Below are 18,418 nucleotides of genomic sequence, written 5' to 3' on the forward strand. Positions count from 1 at the left end.
CTTCCTCAATTAAACCAGGACGCCGGACTGGCGCAGGGCCTGTCGCAGCGGTTCGTGACAGGCTTCGCTGAGCCAGGTGAGCGGCAGACGGATACCGTCCGGCATCAGGCCCATCTCATGCAGCGCCCATTTCACGGGGATAGGGTTGGATTCGATAAACAGGGTTTTGTTGAGCGGTGCCAGTTGTTCGTGGATCGCCCGGGCCTTGACCGCATCACCGGCAATAGCAGCGGCGCACAGCTCGCTCATGGCGCGCGGTGCGACGTTGGCAGTCACCGAGATGTTGCCTTTGCCGCCCAACAGGATCAGTTCAACGGCAGTGGCGTCGTCACCGGAGTACACCAGGAAGTCACTGCTGACGCCGGCCAGGATGTCCTTGGCGCGTTGCAGGTCACCGGTGGCTTCCTTGATACCGATGATGTTCGGCACGGTGGACAGGCGAATCACGGTCTCGGCCTTCATGTCGCAGGCGGTGCGGCCGGGCACGTTGTAGAGGATCTGCGGGATATCGACGGCTTCGGCGATGGCGCGAAAGTGCAGGTACAGGCCTTCCTGGGTCGGCTTGTTGTAGTAAGGCGTCACCAGCAGGCAGGCATCGGCGCCGGCTTTCTTGGCGTTCTTGGTCAATTCGATCGCTTCGCGGGTCGAATTGGCGCCCGTGCCGGCGATGACAGCAATACGCCCTGCTACGCGCTTGACCACGAACTCGATCACTTCGATGTGTTCTTCCACATCAAGCGTGGCCGATTCACCCGTGGTGCCGACCGCCACAATGGCGTTGGTGCCCTCTTGCAGGTGGAAGTCCACCAGTTTGCCCAGGCTGTCCCAGTCGAGATTACCTTGTGCATCCATGGGTGTGACCAGTGCCACCATACTGCCCGCAATCATGCAACCGCTCCTGCCGGAAAAAGAGAGCGGTAATGGTACTGGCGCCAAGATGCTTGTACAAGCGAAGTACCGCCTGAGGACGCGTTCTGGATCAACTTAGTTCGCCGCAACACCATCATTGGGCCAAAGTGGGGTTTGATGAAGCTGATTACGTAATGAAAACGCCACCTCCTAGCCCTTGGCGATGGTTTTCGCTACCCTTCATCCTTTGATTGATACTGCTTCATCGTATCGACCGCTCATCGCTTTAGGAAGGCTGCATGTCCACCCCCACAGTCCGCGAACAATTCCTTGTCATCAGTGCCCTTGGCGCCAACCCCATGGAGCTGACTAACGTCCTGTGCCGCGCCAGCCATGAAAACCGCTGCGCCGTCGTGACCTCCCGGCTGACCCGCCATGGCGAGTGCAGTGCGCTGGTCCTGCAGATTTCCGGAACCTGGGATGCGCTGGCCCGCCTTGAAACCGGCTTGCCGGGCTTGGCCAAGAAGCATGACTTCACGGTCAACGTGGTGCGCAGTGCCGCCCTGGAGAACCGTCCCCAGGCGCTGCCTTACGTGGCCTATGTCAGCTCGGCCTACCGTTCGGACATCGTCAACGAGCTGTGCCAGTTCTTTATCGACCACAACGTCGAGCTGGAAAACCTGACCTGCGACACCTATCAGGCCCCGCAGACCGGCGGCACCATGCTCAACGCCACCTTTACCGTGACCTTGCCTGCCGGCGTGCAAATCAGCTGGCTGCGCGACCAGTTCCTGGATTTCGCCGATGCCCTGAACCTCGACGCACTGATCGAGCCATGGCGCCCACAGAACCCAATGTAAGGAAGCTTTCATGGCTGTAGTCATCGACAAACCGGTAGCCGACTTCGAAGCCCAGGCCACCAGCGGGCAAACCTTCAGCCTTGCCGGGCTCAAGGGCAAGCAAGTGGTGATCTACTTCTACCCGAAAGACAGCACCCCGGGCTGCACCACTGAAGGCCAGGGCTTTCGTGACCAGCACGCAGCGTTCAAGGCCGCCAACACCGAAGTGTTCGGCGTGTCCCGGGACAGCGTGAAGTCCCACGAGAACTTCAAGGCCAAGCAGGAATTCCCCTTTGAGCTGATCAGCGACAAGGACGAAGCGGTTTGCCAGCTGTTTGATGTGATCAAGCTGAAGAAGCTGTACGGCAAGGAATACTTGGGGGTTGATCGCAGCACCTTCCTGATCGACAAGGATGGCGTGCTGCGTCAGGAATGGCGGGGTCTGAAAGTGCCAGGCCATGTGGATGCAGTGCTGGCAGCGGCGCAGGCACTAAACAAAGCCTGACACCGAACCTGTAGGAGCGAGCTTGCTCGCGAAAGTCGTTAACGATAACGCGCCATCCCTGAAAGAACGCGTTGCCTGTGAACTCTTCGCGAGCAAGCTCGCTCCTACAGTTACAACAGTGGCGCCACTACTGGCTCCTGCCGGGGCCAGGCATCCAGCACCGCCTTGAACAGCGTCGCCAGGGGAATCGCAAAAAACACCCCCCAGAAGCCCCACAACCCGCCAAACAACAACACCGCACAGATGATCGCCACCGGATGCAGGTTAACCGCCTCGGAGAACAGCAACGGCACCAGCACGTTGCCGTCCAGCACCTGGATAATGCCGTAGACCGCCATCAGGTAGATGAACTGATCACTCCAGCCCCACTGGAACAGCGCGATCAACATCACCGGCACCGTCACCACCACCGCGCCAACGTAAGGCACCACCACTGACACGCCTACCAGCAGCGCCAGCAGGGCTGCGTAGTTCAGTCCCAGTGCGACAAAGCCGATGTAGGTGACCCCGCCGCAAATAAAGATCTCAATGACCTTGCCACGGATGTAGTTGGCAATCTGCCGGTTCATTTCCTCGGCGACCCGGGTAATCAGCGCCCTTTCACGCGGCAGGTAGCCACGCACCCAACGACCGATCATCTCGCGGTCCTTGAGGAAGAAAAACACCAGGATCGGCACCAGCACCAGGTAGATCATGATGTTGACCAGCAGCGGCAAGCTCGAAAGGGAAAAGGTCAGCGCCCATTGACCGAACTTTCCGATTTCACCCCGGGCCACTTCAATGGCCTGCAGTACCTGCTCGTCCGACACCAGGTGCGGATAGCGCTCGGGCAGCAGCAAGAGCAGCGATTGCCACTTGGCGAGCATGCCCGGCAGCTCGTTGAACAAGGTGATCAACTGATGCCACAGCAGCGGCACCACGATCACAATGAATACCAGCAAAAGCCCCATGAACAAGGCAAACACCAGCCCCACCGCAGCGCCGCCCGGCAAGCGCAGGCGCTCCAAAATGGAGACCAGGCCTTGCATCAGGTACGCCAGCACCATCCCCGCCAATACCGGTGCCAGCATGCCACCCAAGGTGAGCACAGCCGTAAAGGCGAGAAACAGCAGGACGGCCAGCACCACGGCTTCTTCGTCGGAGAAGTAGCGCTGAATCCAGTCACGTAACACTTTGAACATCAATAAACCTCAGGCGATAAGGACAGCATATTCAAGCGATTCAGGCCTTGCGCAACCAGTAACGATAGACGCCAGCTTCGTCTTCTTCATGCAACAGGGTGTGGCCGGCCAGCTTGGCAAACGTACGAAAATCCCGCTGGGAACCCGCGTCCGTGGCGATCACCTTGAGTACCGCGCCGCTGGCCAGCCGATTGAGTTCCAGCTTGGCCTTGAGCAATGGCAGCGGGCAGTTAAGGCCACTGGCATCCAGTTCGGCATCGAAGGCTACAGCGTCGGTCATGGTTTTGCTCCGGGTGGGCATCGGGGGCGCTTAGAATATCTGGTCCGAAGCTCAGTGTCCGGCTACAGTAAGGTCTTTGTCGAAAGGCTTTGTGCATGACTTTTTTGCGCCCTACCCTGCTGACGCTGGCTTGCCTGCTGGCCTCTCCAGGCTTCGCCGACGACCTGCCGTCACTTGGCGACGCCAGTTCTGCCATCGTCTCGCCAAAACAGGAATACGATTTGGGTCGGGCATGGCTGGCCTACCTGCGTGGCCAGGTCTCGCAACTCAATGACCCGCAGCTCAAGGACTACGTCGAAACCAGCGTTTACAAACTGGTGGAGACCAGCCAGGTCAACGACCGGCGCCTCGAATTCATTCTGATCAACAGCCCGCAATTGAACGCCTTTGCCGCACCGGGCGGCATTGTCGGGGTCAACGGCGGCCTGTTCCTCAACGCCCAGACCGAAGGCGAATATGCCTCGGTGCTGGCCCACGAATTGGCTCACTTGTCCCAACGCCACTTCGCCCGAGGCGTGGAAGCGCAGCAACGCATGCAGATCCCGATGATGGCTGCGCTGCTCGGCGGCATTATCGCCGCCGCGGCGGGCGCAGGTGACGCGGGCATTGCCGCGATCGCCGGCAGCCAAGCTGCCGCGATCCAGGAACAACGCCGCTTTTCCCGGCAAAACGAGCAAGAGGCTGACCGTATCGGCATTCTCAACCTGGAGAAGGCCGGCTACGACCCGCGCTCCATGCCGACCATGTTCGAACGCTTGATGCGCCAGTACCGCTTCGACGCCAAGCCACCAGAATTCCTGCTGACTCACCCGGTGACCGAATCGCGGATCGCCGACACACGCAACCGTGCGGAACAAGCCAAACCGGGCGGTATTGAGGACAGCCTGCGTTATCAACTGATACGCGCTCGTGTGCAGTTGTATTACGAAGACACACCGGGCCTGGCAGCCAAACGCTTCCAGGCTCAGCTGGATGAAAACCCGAAAAGCGACGTAGCACGTTATGGTCTCGCCATCGCCCAGATCAAAGGTACTCAGTTCAACTTGGCCCGGGAAAACCTGAAGCTGCTGCTGGCCAAGGCGCCCAACGACATTACCTACAACTTGGCACAGATCGATCTGGACATGACCAACAATCGCCTGCCGGATGCCCAGCAGCGTACGGACCGGATGTTGACGCAATATCCAGGCAACTATCCGCTAAACCAGGTGCGGGTGGACCTGTTGCTCAAACAGAACCGTACCGCGGACGCGGAAAAAGCCCTCGAAGGCCTGCTTAAATCACGCACGGACGATCCGGACGTCTGGTATCAGGTCGCGGAAACCCGTGGTTTGTCGGGCAACATCATCGGCCTGCATCAGGCCCGCGCCGAGTACTTCGCACTGGTCGGGGATTTCAAGCAAGCCATCCAGCAGTTGGACTTTGCCAAGCGCCGCGCCGGCAGCAACTTCCCGCTCTCCTCGCGCATCGATGCACGCCAGCGCGAACTGATCGAACAGGAACGCCTGGTCAAGGACATGATGAGCTAAACCTTGCAGCCACAAAAAAGCCCCGCTCTCGTGCATCGAGAGCGGGGCTTTTTATTGGACTAGCGGATTACTCGGCCAGTTTGAAGGTAATGAAGCTGGCACGGCCCTGACGCAGGACGCGCATCGACACCGAGCGGTTCTTCGGCAGCGCCTTGGCGATGTCAGTGAACTCTTTGGTGGAGTTGATGGCCTGGTTATTCAGGTGAGTAATGACGTCACCCGGTTGCAGGCCGATCAGGGAGGCAGGGCCGTCCTGGACTTCCTTGATCACTACACCGCTCTTGAGATCGAAGCTCTTCTTCTGCTCGTCGGTCAACTCGACCACGGCAATGCCCAGACGGTTGCTGCTGCGTTCGGCACCCGGCTTGTTGTTACCCAGCGCATCCAGCGCCGCGCCTTCTTCCGGAATCGCGCCGACGGTCAGCTCAACGTTTTGGCGCTTGCCGTCACGAATCACTTCCAGCTTGGCCTTGCTGCCAGCCTTGAGCGCGCCCACCAGGTGCGGCAAGTCTGCAGACATGACGATCGGCTGGCCGTTCATGCTCAGGATCACGTCACCGACTTGCAAGCCGCCCTTGGCAGCTGGGCCATCGTCCTGGATTTGCGCAACCAGTGCGCCGGCTGGCTTGTCGAGGCCGAAGGATTCAGCCAGGTCCTTATTCACTTCCTGGATCACCACGCCCAGCCAGCCGCGGCTGACCTTGCCACCGGTTTTCAGCTGATTGGAAACGTCCATGGCCACGTCGATCGGAATCGCGAAAGACACGCCCATGAAACCACCGGAGCGGGTGTAGATCTGCGAGTTGATACCGACCACTTCACCCGCCAGGTTGAACAGTGGACCACCGGAGTTGCCCGGGTTGATCGGCACGTCGGTCTGGATGAACGGCACGTAGTTTTCGTTTGGCAGGCTGCGACCGATGGCGCTGACGATACCTTGGGTCACGGTGTGGTCAAAACCAAACGGCGAACCGATGGCGACTACCCACTGCCCGGCTTTCAGGTCTTGGGATTTACCCAGCTTGAGCACCGGCAAGTCCTTGCCTTCAATTTTCAGCAGGGCCACGTCGGAACGTGGGTCGGTGCCCACCAGCTTGGCTTTCAGTTCACTGCGATCGGCCAGGCGCACCAGAATCTCGTCGGCGTCGGCAATCACGTGGTTGTTGGTGAGGATGTAGCCATCAGGCGAGATGATGAAGCCCGAGCCCAGGGACTGGGCCTCACGCTGGCCACCACCGCCACGCGGCGTGCGCGGCTGGGGCATGCCACGTTCGAAGAATTCGCGCAGCATCGGCGGCAGGCCTTCCAGGTCAGGCATCTGCTGGTTGGAAACTTTGCGATCCGGCAGCTTCTGCGTAGTACTGATGTTCACCACGGCAGGCGACGCCTGCTCCACCAGTTGGGTGAAATCAGGCAGCTCGGCCGCTTGCGCGGTAACGGCCTGACCCAGCACCAGCACCGTGGCGACTATGGATAGGTAAGACTTCAAACGTGGTATCGACATACAGCTCCCGTTACGACGAGCAGGGTTGAGCGACAGGGTTCAATAAACGCCGAAAACTACGACCGACATTTTTGTTCCGCGAACAAAACAAGGCCAGGGCCGATAAGCCCTGACCTATAAAAAACATAGGGGATTTTAGCAAGTGAAAAAAATGATCCAGACATTTCATGCTCTCGACAGAGGCAGGCATCGACTATCTCCTGCGCAACATTGAAATATCAGGATGAACATAGGATTAACAGCTCACGGCTTGGCCGGCGCGGTGCCGCTGCGTACAGACAGCGCAATTCGCTCGGCGGTGCCAATCGGGATTTCGCCGACGACTGTCACCATCACCTCGCCTTCGAGGGTATTCAGGCGCCGTGATACAGCGACTGTCGGGCCCAACTGGGTGCGGGTCTCAGTCACGGTCGCGCCGTTAAGCGGCTCCAGGAATACCGAAAACCGCGCCAGCCCATCGTCATACATCATATTGCTGACGGTTACCTTGGTGTGGGCGTCTTTGTGGGCACTGCTGTTGACCAACTGAAAGCCTGGCGGCAACCAATCGAGGCGCCAATCCTGAGGAACTTCGACCTCCGGGGCCTTGGCGCTGGTCACAGCCACCGGCGTGCATTCGCCGCTGGGCTGCAAATCACGATCGTCGGGCACCGACGTATTGAGCTGGGTGAACTGGAATCGCTCCAGCAACTGGCCCTGATCGTTAAGCAACAACGACTTCAGTGGCAGCGCGGTTTCGCGATCCAGGTGCAGCTCAAAGCCATAACGGTATTGATCACGGGGCGTCACCGAGACGATCACCGCATTTCGACCAGCCACACGCGATTTACCGATAACGGCAAGGTCATAGAAGGCTTTGAGTTTTTGCGGATCAAGAAGACGTGCAGGAGAATCGGGGGAGCCCCCAAGCCCGGCAACCAGTGTGCCGCTCACGCATTGGGTACGTCCATCGACGCGCAGGACTTCCTGGGCAGAGCCATCGAGCTGCAGAAGCCGCTCACGGACCTGACCGTTCTGGACGCGATGCCAGATGTCATGGGTAGAAAAACTACCGTTACGCTCGTAGATGAAGGTGCCCTGGAAGCTTTGTTGTTGCTCCGCCCGCCCAAGACGCGTCAGCCAGTCTTGGGCTTGGTCGGCATGGGCGGGGACTACAAACCAGCCACTGAGCAAAAGCGCAAGGAGCGGTATGGCGCGCATAAAGCTCCTTGGCGGACTAGCGGTTTTCCAGGCTTGCAGCGCGAGCGTATGGCAGAGCGCTTTCAGTGCCTTTCAAGGCCGATTCCTGTGCGTGTTGGCGCAGGTAGCCTGGAAGACGCTGATCTTGCCAGCCGGATTGCCCTTGAAGTACACCGTTGGCCATAGGCCCGGTGGTATCGGAGCTTTCCTTGTAGCCGGCCAGTACGGCTGGACCCTTGACCTGCGGACCGGCCATGACCGGTTGCTGGGTCTGCTGGGCCAGTTCGGCACCGGCGATTTCGTCCTGGTTGTACAGGCGAACACCTGCCAATACAGCGACGGTCACCGAAGCAGCGACTGCCAGACGACCCAGGCTACGCCAAGGACCGCGAGCAGCTTTTGCCGGAACGGCTTCATCAGCCAGCGCAGCAGAAACGGCCGCAGCAATATCCAGACGAGGGATTAGAAGATCCTTGTGCATCACCGCCCGAGCGACTTGGTAACGAGACCAGGTATCACGGGTTTCGGCATCATCAAATGCATTGAGCACTCGACGAAGTTCCAGTTCATCCGCTTCGTTATCCATCACTGCGGACAGCGATTCCTGCAGGGCATCACGACTCATGGCGGTTCCTCTCTTGGCTGTAGCCGCTGTCTCAGTTTTCCTGCAACAACGGCTGCAGGGCTTTATCGATGGCTTCCCGAGCCCGGAAGATCCGGGAACGTACGGTACCCACCGGACATTGCATGACGCTCGCAATGTCTTCGTAACTCAGACCATCGAATTCACGTAAAGTTAACGCCGTACGCAAATCTTCTGGCAGTTGTTGAATCGTGCGATGGACGGTTCCTTCAATCTCGTCGCGCAGCAATGCACGCTCCGGCGACTCGAGATCTTTGAGGCCGTGATCACCATCATAAAATTCAGCATCTTCCGAACTAACATCACTATCCGGTGGGCGGCGACCGCGAGAAACCAGATAGTTCTTCGCCGTGTTAATGGCGATGCGGTAGAGCCACGTATAAAACGCACTATCACCGCGGAAATTACCGAGTGCACGGTACGCCTTGATAAAGGCTTCCTGTGCAACGTCCTGCGCTTCATGGGTGTCGTGCACAAACCGCACGATCAACCCGAGAATTTTGTGCTGGTATTTCAGCACTAGCAGATCAAATGCCCGCTTGTCGCCGCGTTGAACGCGCTCGACCAGCTGCTGATCCTCTTCCTGGGTTAGCATGAACACTCCTCGTTGTACTTGAAGGAGGCTTGCATAACTAATCGATCAGGCTTGCAAACATAGACTCGGACTTTTCGCAAAAGTTCTCCCCCTCCAAGCAAGTTTCCGGTGCGCACTGATTTGGCACACACGAAAAACGCAGCTCGGGCAATGCCGGCTGCGCGAATAATCTGTCGCCAGTTTCCTGACGCGCCTGACACAGACGACGATCAGTAAATCCAGCGTGTTCCCAGCTTTCGGGCATCCTGCTATTGAGTCGGGGCTTATGCAAAAAGTTCCCACCTCAACCGCTGTCCGTTTCATGAAAGCCGTGCAGTTCGTTGACCGTAGTCTCACAATGCCACGAATGCCCGGCTATTGTGCCGATCCCCCCCTCTATATACTAGTGGGCCGTGTGACCCTTTGATTCGCCGATCCAGGCGTCCTGTTTGCGCCCCCTTCGGATCGCTTTTTGCGGAATCCTTCAAATGAGCCAACAGTTTCAACACGATGTGCTGGTGATTGGCAGCGGCGCCGCAGGCTTGAGCCTTGCCCTGACCCTGCCGAGCCACCTGCGCATAGCCGTACTGAGCAAGGGCGACCTGGCCAACGGCTCGACATTCTGGGCCCAGGGCGGTGTCGCCGCGGTGCTCGATGACACCGACACCGTACAATCCCACGTCGAAGACACCCTTAACGCCGGCGGCGGCCTGTGCAATGAAGAGGCGGTGCGCTTCACCGTCGAGCACAGCCGCGAAGCCATCCAGTGGTTGATCGACCAGGGCGTGCCCTTCACCCGCGATGAACATTCCGGCACCGACGACGGCGGCTTCGAGTTCCACCTGACCCGCGAAGGCGGCCACAGCCATCGGCGCATCATCCATGCGGCCGACGCCACCGGCGCCGCTATCTTCAAGACCTTGCTCGACCAGGCGCGGCAACGCCCGAACATTGAACTGCTGGAACAACGCGTCGCCGTCGACTTGATCACCGAAAAGCGCCTGGGCCTGTCGGGCGAACGCTGCCTCGGCGCCTACGTGCTCAACCGTGCCAGCGGCGAAGTCGACACCTACGGCGCGCGCTTTACCATTCTCGCCTCGGGCGGCGCAGCGAAGGTGTACCTCTATACCAGCAACCCCGACGGCGCCTGCGGTGATGGCATCGCCATGGCCTGGCGTTCGGGCTGCCGGGTGGCGAACCTGGAGTTCAACCAGTTCCACCCCACGTGCCTGTATCACCCGCAGGCAAAAAGCTTCCTGATTACCGAAGCCCTGCGCGGCGAAGGCGCACACCTGAAGCTGCCCAACGGCGAACGCTTCATGCAGCGCTTCGACCCTCGGGCCGAGCTGGCCCCACGGGACATCGTCGCCCGGGCCATCGACCATGAAATGAAGCGCCTGGGCATCGACTGCGTCTACCTGGACATCAGCCACAAGCCAGAAGCTTTCATCAAGACCCACTTCCCGACCGTCTACGAACGCTGCCTGGCGTTCAACATCGACATCACCAAGGGCCCGATCCCGGTCGTCCCGGCGGCGCACTACACCTGCGGCGGCGTGATGGTCGACCAGCATGGCCGCACCGATGTACCCGGCCTGTACGCCATCGGCGAAACCAGCTTCACCGGCCTGCACGGCGCCAACCGCATGGCCAGCAATTCGCTGCTGGAATGCTTCGTGTACGCCCGGTCCGCCGCTGCAGACATCCTGGAACAGCTGCCGCGCATCCCGGTACCGGCCGCCCTGCCCCGCTGGGACGCCAGCCAGGTGACCGATTCGGACGAAGACGTGATCATCGCCCACAACTGGGACGAGCTGCGGCGCTTCATGTGGGACTACGTGGGAATCGTGCGCACCAACAAGCGCCTGGCGCGAGCACAACACCGGGTTCGGCTGTTGCTGGATGAAATCGATGAGTTCTACAGCAACTATAAAGTCAGCCGAGATTTGATCGAGTTGCGCAACCTGGCCCAGGTGGCAGAACTGATGATTCGCTCGGCCATGGAACGCAAGGAGAGCCGAGGCCTGCATTACACCCTCGACTACCCGCAGATGCTGCCCGAAGCGCGCGACACTATTCTGGTGCCAACCACCTACGGCGGCTGAACTTCAAGCGTACCCGCAGGCGCCGATGCACATCGGTGGCCTGCGAATCCTGCGGTACACACACCGAACGCACCCGCCAGTCACCCTGCACCCGAAAGCGCAGCACCACGATCAACGGCAACGCCAGGCTGTCGGGGCGCAGTTGCACGCTGTGCCAGCCGCGTGCGGCGCTCCACAACTGCCAGCCGTCCTCATCGCGGCGCAGGCCACGGATCGACGAACGGTGAGTCAGCAGAATATGACGCGGCAGTACCCAACCGGCATGGGCCAGGCACAACAACGCGCCAAAAGCGGCGATCCACGGGGACACATCAAGAAACCACAACGCACCCAGTGCGAACGCCTGGGCGAAAAGATAAACCGCCAGCAGCTGCCCGGAGGCGTGCCAGCGGCATTCGAACGTGTTACTTGGGCTGGACACGATCCAGGATCATCCGAACCATGCGCTGCAGCTCCGGGTCTTCCGATTCGGCGCGCTCCATAAACCAGCCGAACATGTCCTGATCTTCGCATTCCAGCAGCTTGCGGTAGCAGTCGCGATCGACGTCGTTGAGGTGCGGGTAGACCTCCCTGACGAACGGTACCAGCAACACATCCAGCTCAAGCATGCCGCGGCGGCTGTGCCAGTAGAGGCGATTGAGTTCTACATCTTCGACCATGGAGCGCTCCTCAAATAGAGCGCAAGTATACAGGCCGACGCTGCCTGGAACAGTCGGCTTTGGTCGGCCATACCGAAACTATCCATTTGCCGGGCGCCCCTCTATGATGCACCCATGACTTTTTAACCTGCGATGACCCATGGCTGACTCTGCTTTCTTCTGCCCGCTGTCCCACGAAGGCGTTCTCGCCGTCCGCGGTTCCGACGCTGCCAAGTTCCTCCAGGGACAACTGACCTGCAACCTCAACTACCTGAGTGACACCCAGGCCAGCCTGGGCGCTCGCTGCACCCAAAAAGGGCGCATGCAGTCGAGCTTCCGTATCCTGCTGCAAGGCGATGGCGTGCTGCTGGCCATGGCCACCGAACTGCTGGAGCCGCAACTGGCAGACTTGAAGAAGTACGCCGTGTTCTCGAAATCCAAACTCACCGACGAAAGCGCCGCCTGGGTGCGTTTCGGTGTGTCGCAGGCTGACCAGGTATTGGCCAGCCTCGGCCTCGAGCTACCGGCCGAGACCGACAGCATGGCGCGCAGCGACGAATTGATCGCCATCCGCGTATCGCCAGGCCGCGCTGAACTCTGGGCCCCTGCCACCCAAGCCGAAACCCTGCGCAGCCAACTCGCCGCGCAATTGCAAGAAGGCGACCTGAACCAATGGCTGCTGGGCCAGATCCGCGCTGGCATCGGCCAGGTCATGCCCCAGACCCGCGAACTGTTCATCCCGCAAATGCTTAACCTGCAAGCCGTCGGCGGCGTCAGCTTCAAGAAAGGCTGCTACACCGGCCAGGAAATCGTCGCGCGCATGCAGTACCTGGGCAAACTCAAGCGTCGCCTGTACCGCCTGAGCCTGAATGCCAGCGAATTGCCGGAACCTGGCACCCAACTGTTTTCCCCGACTCACAACAGCGCCATCGGCGAGGTGGTGATTGCCGCCCGTGCCGACGAGGCGATTGAACTTCTAGCGGTGCTGCAAGCCGAAGCAGCAGAGAGTGGCGATGTGCATGTAGGCACGCTGGAAGGCCCAGGCCTTCAGTTGCTCGACCTGCCCTACCAACTGGACCGTGATCGCGAGATCCAGCGCTGATCGTCGTACCTTTTTGCAACACCCTAGAGATCTTGAATGAACAAGCTGGCGGAAAAAGTCCAACAGGCTTTGGTTGTGGCCATCGATAACGATGACCTGGTTCTGCCAACGCTACCGGAAGTGGCCCTGAAAATTCGTCAGGCCGCCGAAGACCCGGACATCAGCATCAGCCATCTGAGCAAAGTGATCGGCCGCGACACCGCCTTGTCGGCGCGGCTGATCAAAGTGGTCAACAGCCCGCTCCTGCGCGCGACCCAGGAAGTCACCGACCTGCACACCGCCATCACCCGGCTGGGCACCAACTACAGCAGCAACCTGGCGATCGGGCTGGTGATGGAACAGATCTTCCACGCCCGTTCCGAAGTGGTCGAACAGAAGATGCGCGATGTCTGGCGGCGCAGCCTGGAAGTGGCGGGCGTGAGCTATGCGCTGTGCCGCAACCACAGCCAGCTGAAGCCTGATCAGGCGGCCCTCGGTGGCTTGGTGCACCAGATTGGCGTACTGCCGATCCTGACCTACGCCGAAGATCACTACGAGCTGCTGGCGGACCCCGTCAGCCTTAACCACGTGATTGAAAGCATCCACCCGCTGCTGGGAGACAAGTTGCTGCGACGCTGGGACTTCCCGGAGATGCTGGTGAACCTGCCAGGGCAATACCTGAACCTGGAGCGCGACTCCGAGCGCCTGGACTATATCGACCTGGTGCAGGTCGCCGTGCTGTATTGCCATCGCAACACCGACCATCCGCTGGCCACAGTGCCGGTATCGACACTGCCTGCGATCCAGAAACTGCGGATCGATCCTTACAACGACACCTTGCGTGCCGAGTTGGATGAAGCGCGGTCGATGTTTTACTGATTACCCCGCGATAAAACTGACCCGCACCTTCAACCCCGCCAACTCACCGTCATGCAAGCTGATCTGCGCCAGGTGTGCCCGGCAGATCTCGCCTACGATCGCCAGCCCCAGGCCTGAACCCAGGCCCTGCTGGCTACGCCGATAGAAGCGCTCGAACACCCGGTCGCGCTCATCCAGCGGGATGCCCGGGCCGTCGTCTTCCACCTCAAGTACCGCCGGCGCGGTGACCCGCAAAATCACGTTGCCGCCCGGTGGCGTGTGGGCCAGGGCGTTGTCCACCAGGTTGCTCAACAACTCGTTCAACAAGGTCGGCTCGCCCCGCAGCCACACGGGCTCATCTGCCTCCAGCGCCAGGGCCACACCCCGCGCGTGGGCCAGCGGTGCCATGGCCATGCCCAGTTCGCGGGCCAACTGGCTCAAGTCCAGCAACTGCGCCCCACCTTCGGCAATCGCCCGGGCGCCGTTTTCGATACGAGCCAGCGAAAGCAATTGATTGGCCAGGTGAGTCAGGCGATCCGTACCCTGGGCGGCAGTTTCCAGGGTGGTGCGCCAGGTGGCCGGGTCTTCGGCGCGCAGGCCGAGCTCCAGCCGGGCCTTGAGCGCCGCCAGCGGCGTACGCAGTTCATGGGCGGCATCGGCAATAAACTGTGCCTGGCGCTCGAACTGCCCGCGCAGGCGTTCAGTGAAATGGTTGAGCGCACGCACCAGCGGACCCAACTCATGCTGCACCTCCACCAGCGGCAACGGCCGCAGGTCATCCGGCTGACGCTCCTCTACCGCCGTGCGCAAACGCTCCAGCGGCCGCAGCGCCGCACTCACGGCAAACCACACCAATAGCAACGCACCGACAGCCAACATCCCCAAGCGCAGCAAGGTATCGGCCATCAGGCTGCGAGCCATGGCGACGCGCGCCTCGTCGGTTTCGGCCACGCGGATTTCCGCCATGCCGTTCATGTTCGGCTCGGACACCGCCTTGAGCAGGCTCACCACTCGAACGTTCTGCCCCTGATACTTGGCGTTATAGAAGCGCGCCAGCGCCGGATAGTCATCGGTGCGCGGCGTGCCCGGCGGTGGGCCCGGCAGGTTTTCGTAACCGGAAATAAGCTTCTGGTGAATATCGTTGACCTGGTAGTAAATCCGCCCGGCGCTGTCATAGGCGAACGTATCCAGGGCGACGTAAGGCACATCGGCACTCAAGGTGCCGTCGCGGTGTGACAAGCCCGCAGCAATGGTCCGTGCCGAGGCCAAAAGCGTCCGGTCGTAGGCCGTGTCTGCCGCTTCGCGACCATTCCAGTAAGCGCTCAAGCCGCTGGCGATCATCAACACCACCAGCAACAGCGCCAGGTTCCACAGCAGGCGCCAGCGCAGGCTGCTGGGCTTATGCATCGCGGGCTTCCAGCAAGTACCCCAGGCCACGGAAGGTGACAATGGCCACAGGCTGGCCATCGAGTTTCTTGCGCAGGCGGTGCACGTAGATTTCGATGGCATCGGGGCTGGCCTCTTCATCCAGGCCGAACACCTGAGATGCCAGCTGCTCCTTGCTCATCACCCGGCCGGGACGTGCGATCAGCGCTTCAAGCACCGCCTGCTCGCGGGAGGTCAGGGTCAGCAGCTCACCGCCCAGGGTGAAGCGCCGTGTATCCAGGTCGTAGATCAGCACGCCACACGCCTGCTGCCGCTCACCACCCAGCACGCTACGGCGCAGCAGGGCCTTGACCCGCGCTTCCAGCTCGGTCAGCTCAAATGGCTTGGCCAGGTAGTCATCCGCGCCCAGGTTGAGGCCATGCACGCGGTCTTTCACGTCACTGCGGGCCGTCAACATCAACACCGGCAGATTTTTCCCACGTGCCCGCAAGCGCGCCAACACCTCAAAACCGTCCATGCGCGGCAGGCCCACATCGAGGATCGCCACCGCGTATTCCTCGCTGCTCAAGGCCAGGTCCGCCGCCACGCCATCGTGCAACACATCGACGGTCAAACCCGTGCTCTTGAGCGCCTGGGCGACACTTTCGGCTAGCTGCAAATGGTCTTCGACCAGAAGGACACGCATGGGTTTTTACCTCGTTCAGGGGTGGTCGGCGCCACGCTTTGCCGGGGAGTTTACAGGCGCCACCTTTGCTGTGAAGCCCGAAAACATTGAAAGGCGACTGAAAGGTTAGTGAAAGCTTCGCCCTTTAGCATCCAGCCACGGTGGGTTTCGCCTGCCGAGCTATTTCACCCGTAGCGCCCGAAAAACGCCTCGAAGCGTTTTCGCCAAAATAAGAACAATAACGGAGTACACCCACGATGCTGCGCACACAGCCGCCTGCTCGTTCTTCTCGCCTCACCCAGACCGCCCTTGCCAGTGCCGCCGCCCTTGCCGGCTTTTCGCCAGCAGGCCAAGCCGCCTTTTTCGAGGACAGCACCGCCACCCTCGAAACCCGCAACATGTACTTCAACCGTGACTTTCGCGACGGCACCAGTGCACAACAATCCAAACGCGACGAGTGGGCCCAGGGCTTCATGCTCAACCTGCAGTCGGGCTACACCGACGGTACTGTCGGCTTTGGCGTGGATGCGCTGGGCATGCTTGGGGTCAAGCTCGACTCCAGCCCCGACCGCACCGGCACCGGCCTGCTGCCCACCCACGATGACGGCCGCGCCGCCAACGAATACTCCAAACTCGGCCTGACCGGCAAAGTGAAGATCTCCGCCACCGAGCTGAAAATCGGCGCGCTGATTCCCGAGTTGCCGATCCTCAAGCCCAACGACGGGCGCATCCTGCCGCAGACGTTTGAAGGCGGCCTGTTGAGTTCCAAGGAATTCAAGAACCTGGTGTTCACCGGCGGGCGCCTGAACAAGGCCAAGGACCGCGACGACACCAACTACGAAGACATCGGCCTCAACAACAAGAACAGCCGCTTCCTCAGCGGCGCCACCGGTAAGCATTTCGACTTCGGCGGCGTGGACTACAAGTTCGCCGACAAAATCACCGGCAGCTACCACTTCGCCCAACTCGACGACGTGTACCGCCAGCACTTCCTCGGCCTGGTGGCCTCGCGCCCAATGGGCCCCGGCACCGTCGGCGCCGACCTTCGCCTGGCCGTCAGTGACGACACCGGCGCAGCGCGCGGCGGCAAGATCGACAACACGTCCCTCAACGGCCTCTTCAGCTATGCCCTAAATGGCCATAAGCTCAGCGCCGGCTACCAGCACATGTCCGGCGACAGCGCCTTTCCCTACGTGGATGGCAGCGACCCGTACCTTGTCAACTTCGTGCAGATCAACGACTTTGCCGGCGCCGAAGAACGCTCCTGGCAGGCGCGCTATGACTACGACTTCGCCAAGCTTGGGATTCCCGGCCTGAGTTTCATGAGCCGTTACCTGTCGGGTGACAACATCAAGCTCAAGAACGGCGAGACCGGCAAGGAGTGGGAACGCAACAGCGAGATCCGCTACGTGGTGCAAAGCGGTACTTTCAAGGATGTGGCCGTGCGCCTGCGTAATGCCACCTACCGTTCCAACTATTCGGCCCGTGATGCAGATGAAGTGCGCCTGCTGGTGAGCTACAGCGTCGCACTGTGGTAACAGCAACCTCATAACAACAATGATGGAGATGAACATGACCCTTTCACTGCGTAAATTTGCCCTGACGGCCAGCTGCATGCTGTTCGCCAGCCAATTGCTGGCCGCCGAACCCAAGCGCCCGGAATGCATCGCCCCGGCGTCACCGGGCGGTGGTTTTGACCTGACCTGCAAACTGGCGCAAAGCGCGCTGGTCAACCAGAAGCTGCTGAGCAAGCCGATGCGCGTGACCTACATGCCCGGCGGCGTGGGCGCGGTGGCCTACAACGCAGTGGTCGCCCAGCGCCCGGCAGACGCCGGCACCCTGGTGGCGTGGTCCAGCGGTTCGCTGTTGAACCTGGCCCAGGGCAAGTTTGGCCGCTTCGATGAAAGCGCCGTGCGCTGGCTCGCCGCCGTCGGCACCAGCTACGGGGCCATCGCGGTGAAAAGCGATTCGCCCTACAAAAACCTCGACGATCTGGTCAAGGCCCTGAAGAAAGATCCGGGCAGCGTGGTTATCGGCTCCGGCGGCACCGTCGGCAGCCAGGACTGGATGCAAACCGCACTGATTGCCAAGGCCGCCGGGATCAACCCGCGCGACCTGCGTTACGTGGCACTGGAAGGCGGCGGTGAAATCGCCACCGCCCTGCTCGGCGGCCACATCCAGGTGGGCAGTACCGACATCTCCGACTCCATGCCGCACATCCTCAGCGGAGACATGCGCCTACTGGCGGTGTTCTCCGAGGAGCGCCTGGACGAGCCGGAAATGAAGAACATTCCGACCGCCAAGGAACAAGGCTACGACATCGTCTGGCCGGTGGTACGTGGCTTCTACCTCGGGCCAAAAGTCAGCGATGAAGACTACGCCTGGTGGAAAGACGCCTTCGACAAACTGCTGGCCTCCGACGAGTTCGCCACGCTGCGTGACCAGCGTGAGCTGTTCCCGTTCGCCATGACCGGCCCAGAGCTGGACACCTACGTGAAGAAACAGGTGGCTGACTACAAAGTGCTGGCCAAAGAGTTCGGCCTGATCCAGTAATCGCCCCTTGTTCGCGCGGCCACACCCTTGCGCATCGGGGGCGTGGCCCA

19 protein-coding genes are annotated in these 18,418 nt (G+C 60.6%); 8 read left to right on the plus strand and 11 right to left on the minus strand.

The genetic code is table 11. The features are described from left to right. Positions 1 to 9: 9 nt before the first annotated feature. Complete coding sequence (dapA, locus tag CEC48_RS05780; protein ID WP_088422874.1) at positions 10 to 888, minus strand: 4-hydroxy-tetrahydrodipicolinate synthase; 879 nt, start codon at positions 886 to 888, stop codon at positions 10 to 12. A gap of 260 nt (positions 889 to 1,148) precedes the next feature. Here dapA and CEC48_RS05785 point away from each other — a divergent pair, with 260 nt between their 5' ends. Beyond that, entirely contained in the window at positions 1,149 to 1,709 is a 561-nt protein-coding gene (locus CEC48_RS05785) for a glycine cleavage system protein R (protein WP_003172487.1), read from the plus strand. Positions 1,710 to 1,719: 10 nt separating this feature from the next. Next, entirely contained in the window at positions 1,720 to 2,193 is a 474-nt protein-coding gene (locus tag CEC48_RS05790) for a peroxiredoxin (protein WP_088422875.1), read from the plus strand. A gap of 110 nt (positions 2,194 to 2,303) precedes the next feature. Here the strand turns inward: CEC48_RS05790 and CEC48_RS05795 are convergent, their stop codons facing one another. Both CEC48_RS05795 and CEC48_RS05800 read right to left on the minus strand, forming a co-directional pair. Next, positions 2,304 to 3,374, minus strand: a complete 1,071-nt coding sequence (locus tag CEC48_RS05795) for an AI-2E family transporter (protein ID WP_003211986.1) — start codon at positions 3,372 to 3,374, stop codon at positions 2,304 to 2,306. Positions 3,375 to 3,414: 40 nt separating this feature from the next. Then, positions 3,415 to 3,654 (minus strand): sulfurtransferase TusA family protein, encoded by a 240-nt coding sequence (locus CEC48_RS05800; protein ID WP_003211989.1) that lies wholly within the window; start codon positions 3,652 to 3,654, stop codon positions 3,415 to 3,417. A gap of 95 nt (positions 3,655 to 3,749) precedes the next feature. Between CEC48_RS05800 and CEC48_RS05805 the strand changes: the two genes are divergently transcribed. Then, positions 3,750 to 5,183 carry a M48 family metalloprotease gene (locus CEC48_RS05805; RefSeq protein ID WP_088422876.1) on the plus strand — a complete coding sequence of 478 codons (1,434 nt, stop codon included), beginning with the start codon at positions 3,750 to 3,752 and terminating at the stop codon, positions 5,181 to 5,183. Between the two features lie 67 nt (positions 5,184 to 5,250). On the opposite strand, the gene CEC48_RS05810 is transcribed toward CEC48_RS05805, so the two are convergent. The 4 genes from CEC48_RS05810 to rpoE all read right to left on the minus strand — a co-directional run bounded on the left by CEC48_RS05810 (position 5,251) and on the right by rpoE (position 9,104). Next, positions 5,251 to 6,687 (minus strand): DegQ family serine endoprotease, encoded by a 1,437-nt coding sequence (locus tag CEC48_RS05810; RefSeq protein ID WP_088422877.1) that lies wholly within the window; start codon positions 6,685 to 6,687, stop codon positions 5,251 to 5,253. A gap of 243 nt (positions 6,688 to 6,930) precedes the next feature. Further along, the gene (locus CEC48_RS05815; protein WP_088422878.1) at positions 6,931 to 7,887 is read right to left on the minus strand and encodes a MucB/RseB C-terminal domain-containing protein; all 957 of its coding nucleotides are present in this window, start codon (positions 7,885 to 7,887) and stop codon (positions 6,931 to 6,933) included. A 16-nt stretch (positions 7,888 to 7,903) separates the two neighbouring features. Beyond that, positions 7,904 to 8,491 (minus strand): sigma-E factor negative regulatory protein, encoded by a 588-nt coding sequence (locus CEC48_RS05820; RefSeq protein ID WP_003172479.1) that lies wholly within the window; start codon positions 8,489 to 8,491, stop codon positions 7,904 to 7,906. Positions 8,492 to 8,522: 31 nt separating this feature from the next. Next, a complete protein-coding gene (gene rpoE, locus CEC48_RS05825) occupies positions 8,523 to 9,104 on the minus strand; it encodes an RNA polymerase sigma factor RpoE (RefSeq protein WP_003172477.1) in 582 nt (193 codons plus the stop codon). A gap of 467 nt (positions 9,105 to 9,571) precedes the next feature. Here rpoE and nadB point away from each other — a divergent pair, with 467 nt between their 5' ends. Further along, positions 9,572 to 11,188 carry an L-aspartate oxidase gene (gene nadB, locus CEC48_RS05830; RefSeq protein ID WP_063032633.1) on the plus strand — a complete coding sequence of 539 codons (1,617 nt, stop codon included), beginning with the start codon at positions 9,572 to 9,574 and terminating at the stop codon, positions 11,186 to 11,188. Here the strand turns inward: nadB and CEC48_RS05835 are convergent. Beyond that, positions 11,157 to 11,609 (minus strand): protein YgfX, encoded by a 453-nt coding sequence (locus tag CEC48_RS05835; RefSeq protein WP_088422879.1) that lies wholly within the window; start codon positions 11,607 to 11,609, stop codon positions 11,157 to 11,159. The two genes, nadB and CEC48_RS05835, sit on opposite strands and share 32 nt — an antisense overlap. Then, entirely contained in the window at positions 11,593 to 11,847 is a 255-nt protein-coding gene (locus tag CEC48_RS05840; RefSeq protein ID WP_003212000.1) for a succinate dehydrogenase assembly factor 2, read from the minus strand. The genes CEC48_RS05835 and CEC48_RS05840 overlap by 17 nt, the downstream gene beginning before the upstream one ends. Positions 11,848 to 11,986: 139 nt before the next feature. Between CEC48_RS05840 and CEC48_RS05845 the strand changes: the two genes are divergently transcribed. Both CEC48_RS05845 and CEC48_RS05850 read left to right on the plus strand, forming a co-directional pair. Continuing rightward, on the plus strand, positions 11,987 to 12,928 hold the full coding sequence (locus CEC48_RS05845) for a folate-binding protein YgfZ (protein ID WP_088422880.1): 942 nt from the start codon (positions 11,987 to 11,989) through the stop codon (positions 12,926 to 12,928). Positions 12,929 to 12,964: 36 nt separating this feature from the next. Next, positions 12,965 to 13,786: an HDOD domain-containing protein gene (locus CEC48_RS05850; protein ID WP_088422881.1), complete on the plus strand. Its 822-nt coding sequence runs from the start codon at positions 12,965 to 12,967 to the stop codon at positions 13,784 to 13,786. Here CEC48_RS05850 and CEC48_RS05855 read toward each other — a convergent pair whose 3' ends face one another. Together CEC48_RS05855 and CEC48_RS05860 are read right to left on the minus strand one after the other, a co-directional pair. Beyond that, on the minus strand, positions 13,787 to 15,172 hold the full coding sequence (locus tag CEC48_RS05855; RefSeq protein ID WP_088422882.1) for a sensor histidine kinase: 1,386 nt from the start codon (positions 15,170 to 15,172) through the stop codon (positions 13,787 to 13,789). It lies immediately after the preceding gene. Further along, positions 15,165 to 15,836 carry a response regulator gene (locus tag CEC48_RS05860; RefSeq protein ID WP_003212008.1) on the minus strand — a complete coding sequence of 224 codons (672 nt, stop codon included), beginning with the start codon at positions 15,834 to 15,836 and terminating at the stop codon, positions 15,165 to 15,167. Before CEC48_RS05860 ends, CEC48_RS05855 begins: the two co-directional genes overlap by 8 nt. Positions 15,837 to 16,072: 236 nt before the next feature. On the opposite strand from CEC48_RS05860, the gene CEC48_RS05865 reads away from it, so the two are divergent. Together CEC48_RS05865 and CEC48_RS05870 are read left to right on the plus strand one after the other, a co-directional pair. After that, a complete protein-coding gene (locus CEC48_RS05865; RefSeq protein WP_088422883.1) occupies positions 16,073 to 17,353 on the plus strand; it encodes an OprD family porin in 1,281 nt (426 codons plus the stop codon). A gap of 28 nt (positions 17,354 to 17,381) precedes the next feature. Beyond that, positions 17,382 to 18,368 (plus strand): tripartite tricarboxylate transporter substrate binding protein, encoded by a 987-nt coding sequence (locus CEC48_RS05870; RefSeq protein ID WP_176438676.1) that lies wholly within the window; start codon positions 17,382 to 17,384, stop codon positions 18,366 to 18,368. Positions 18,369 to 18,418: the final 50 nt, after the last annotated feature.

This window comes from Pseudomonas sp. K2I15 (assembly GCF_002204795.1).
Classification (GTDB): Bacteria; Pseudomonadota; Gammaproteobacteria; order Pseudomonadales; family Pseudomonadaceae; genus Aquipseudomonas.

Bases quoted from the DNA above. Each gene is read 5' to 3' on its own strand.
- dapA (WP_088422874.1), bottom strand. From the start codon at position 888: ATGATTGCGGGCAGTATGGTGGCACTGGTCACACCCATGGATGCACAA.
- CEC48_RS05785 (WP_003172487.1), top strand. From the start codon at position 1,149: ATGTCCACCCCCACAGTCCGCGAACAATTCCTTGTCATCAGTGCCCTT.
- CEC48_RS05790 (WP_088422875.1), top strand. From the start codon at position 1,720: ATGGCTGTAGTCATCGACAAACCGGTAGCCGACTTCGAAGCCCAGGCC.
- CEC48_RS05795 (WP_003211986.1), bottom strand. From the start codon at position 3,374: ATGTTCAAAGTGTTACGTGACTGGATTCAGCGCTACTTCTCCGACGAA.
- CEC48_RS05800 (WP_003211989.1), bottom strand. From the start codon at position 3,654: ATGACCGACGCTGTAGCCTTCGATGCCGAACTGGATGCCAGTGGCCTT.
- CEC48_RS05805 (WP_088422876.1), top strand. From the start codon at position 3,750: ATGACTTTTTTGCGCCCTACCCTGCTGACGCTGGCTTGCCTGCTGGCC.
- CEC48_RS05810 (WP_088422877.1), bottom strand. From the start codon at position 6,687: ATGTCGATACCACGTTTGAAGTCTTACCTATCCATAGTCGCCACGGTG.
- CEC48_RS05815 (WP_088422878.1), bottom strand. From the start codon at position 7,887: ATGCGCGCCATACCGCTCCTTGCGCTTTTGCTCAGTGGCTGGTTTGTA.
- CEC48_RS05820 (WP_003172479.1), bottom strand. From the start codon at position 8,491: ATGAGTCGTGATGCCCTGCAGGAATCGCTGTCCGCAGTGATGGATAAC.
- rpoE (WP_003172477.1), bottom strand. From the start codon at position 9,104: ATGCTAACCCAGGAAGAGGATCAGCAGCTGGTCGAGCGCGTTCAACGC.
- nadB (WP_063032633.1), top strand. From the start codon at position 9,572: ATGAGCCAACAGTTTCAACACGATGTGCTGGTGATTGGCAGCGGCGCC.
- CEC48_RS05840 (WP_003212000.1), bottom strand. From the start codon at position 11,847: ATGGTCGAAGATGTAGAACTCAATCGCCTCTACTGGCACAGCCGCCGC.
- CEC48_RS05845 (WP_088422880.1), top strand. From the start codon at position 11,987: ATGGCTGACTCTGCTTTCTTCTGCCCGCTGTCCCACGAAGGCGTTCTC.
- CEC48_RS05850 (WP_088422881.1), top strand. From the start codon at position 12,965: ATGAACAAGCTGGCGGAAAAAGTCCAACAGGCTTTGGTTGTGGCCATC.
- CEC48_RS05855 (WP_088422882.1), bottom strand. From the start codon at position 15,172: ATGCATAAGCCCAGCAGCCTGCGCTGGCGCCTGCTGTGGAACCTGGCG.
- CEC48_RS05860 (WP_003212008.1), bottom strand. From the start codon at position 15,836: ATGCGTGTCCTTCTGGTCGAAGACCATTTGCAGCTAGCCGAAAGTGTC.
- CEC48_RS05865 (WP_088422883.1), top strand. From the start codon at position 16,073: ATGCTGCGCACACAGCCGCCTGCTCGTTCTTCTCGCCTCACCCAGACC.
- CEC48_RS05870 (WP_176438676.1), top strand. From the start codon at position 17,382: ATGAACATGACCCTTTCACTGCGTAAATTTGCCCTGACGGCCAGCTGC.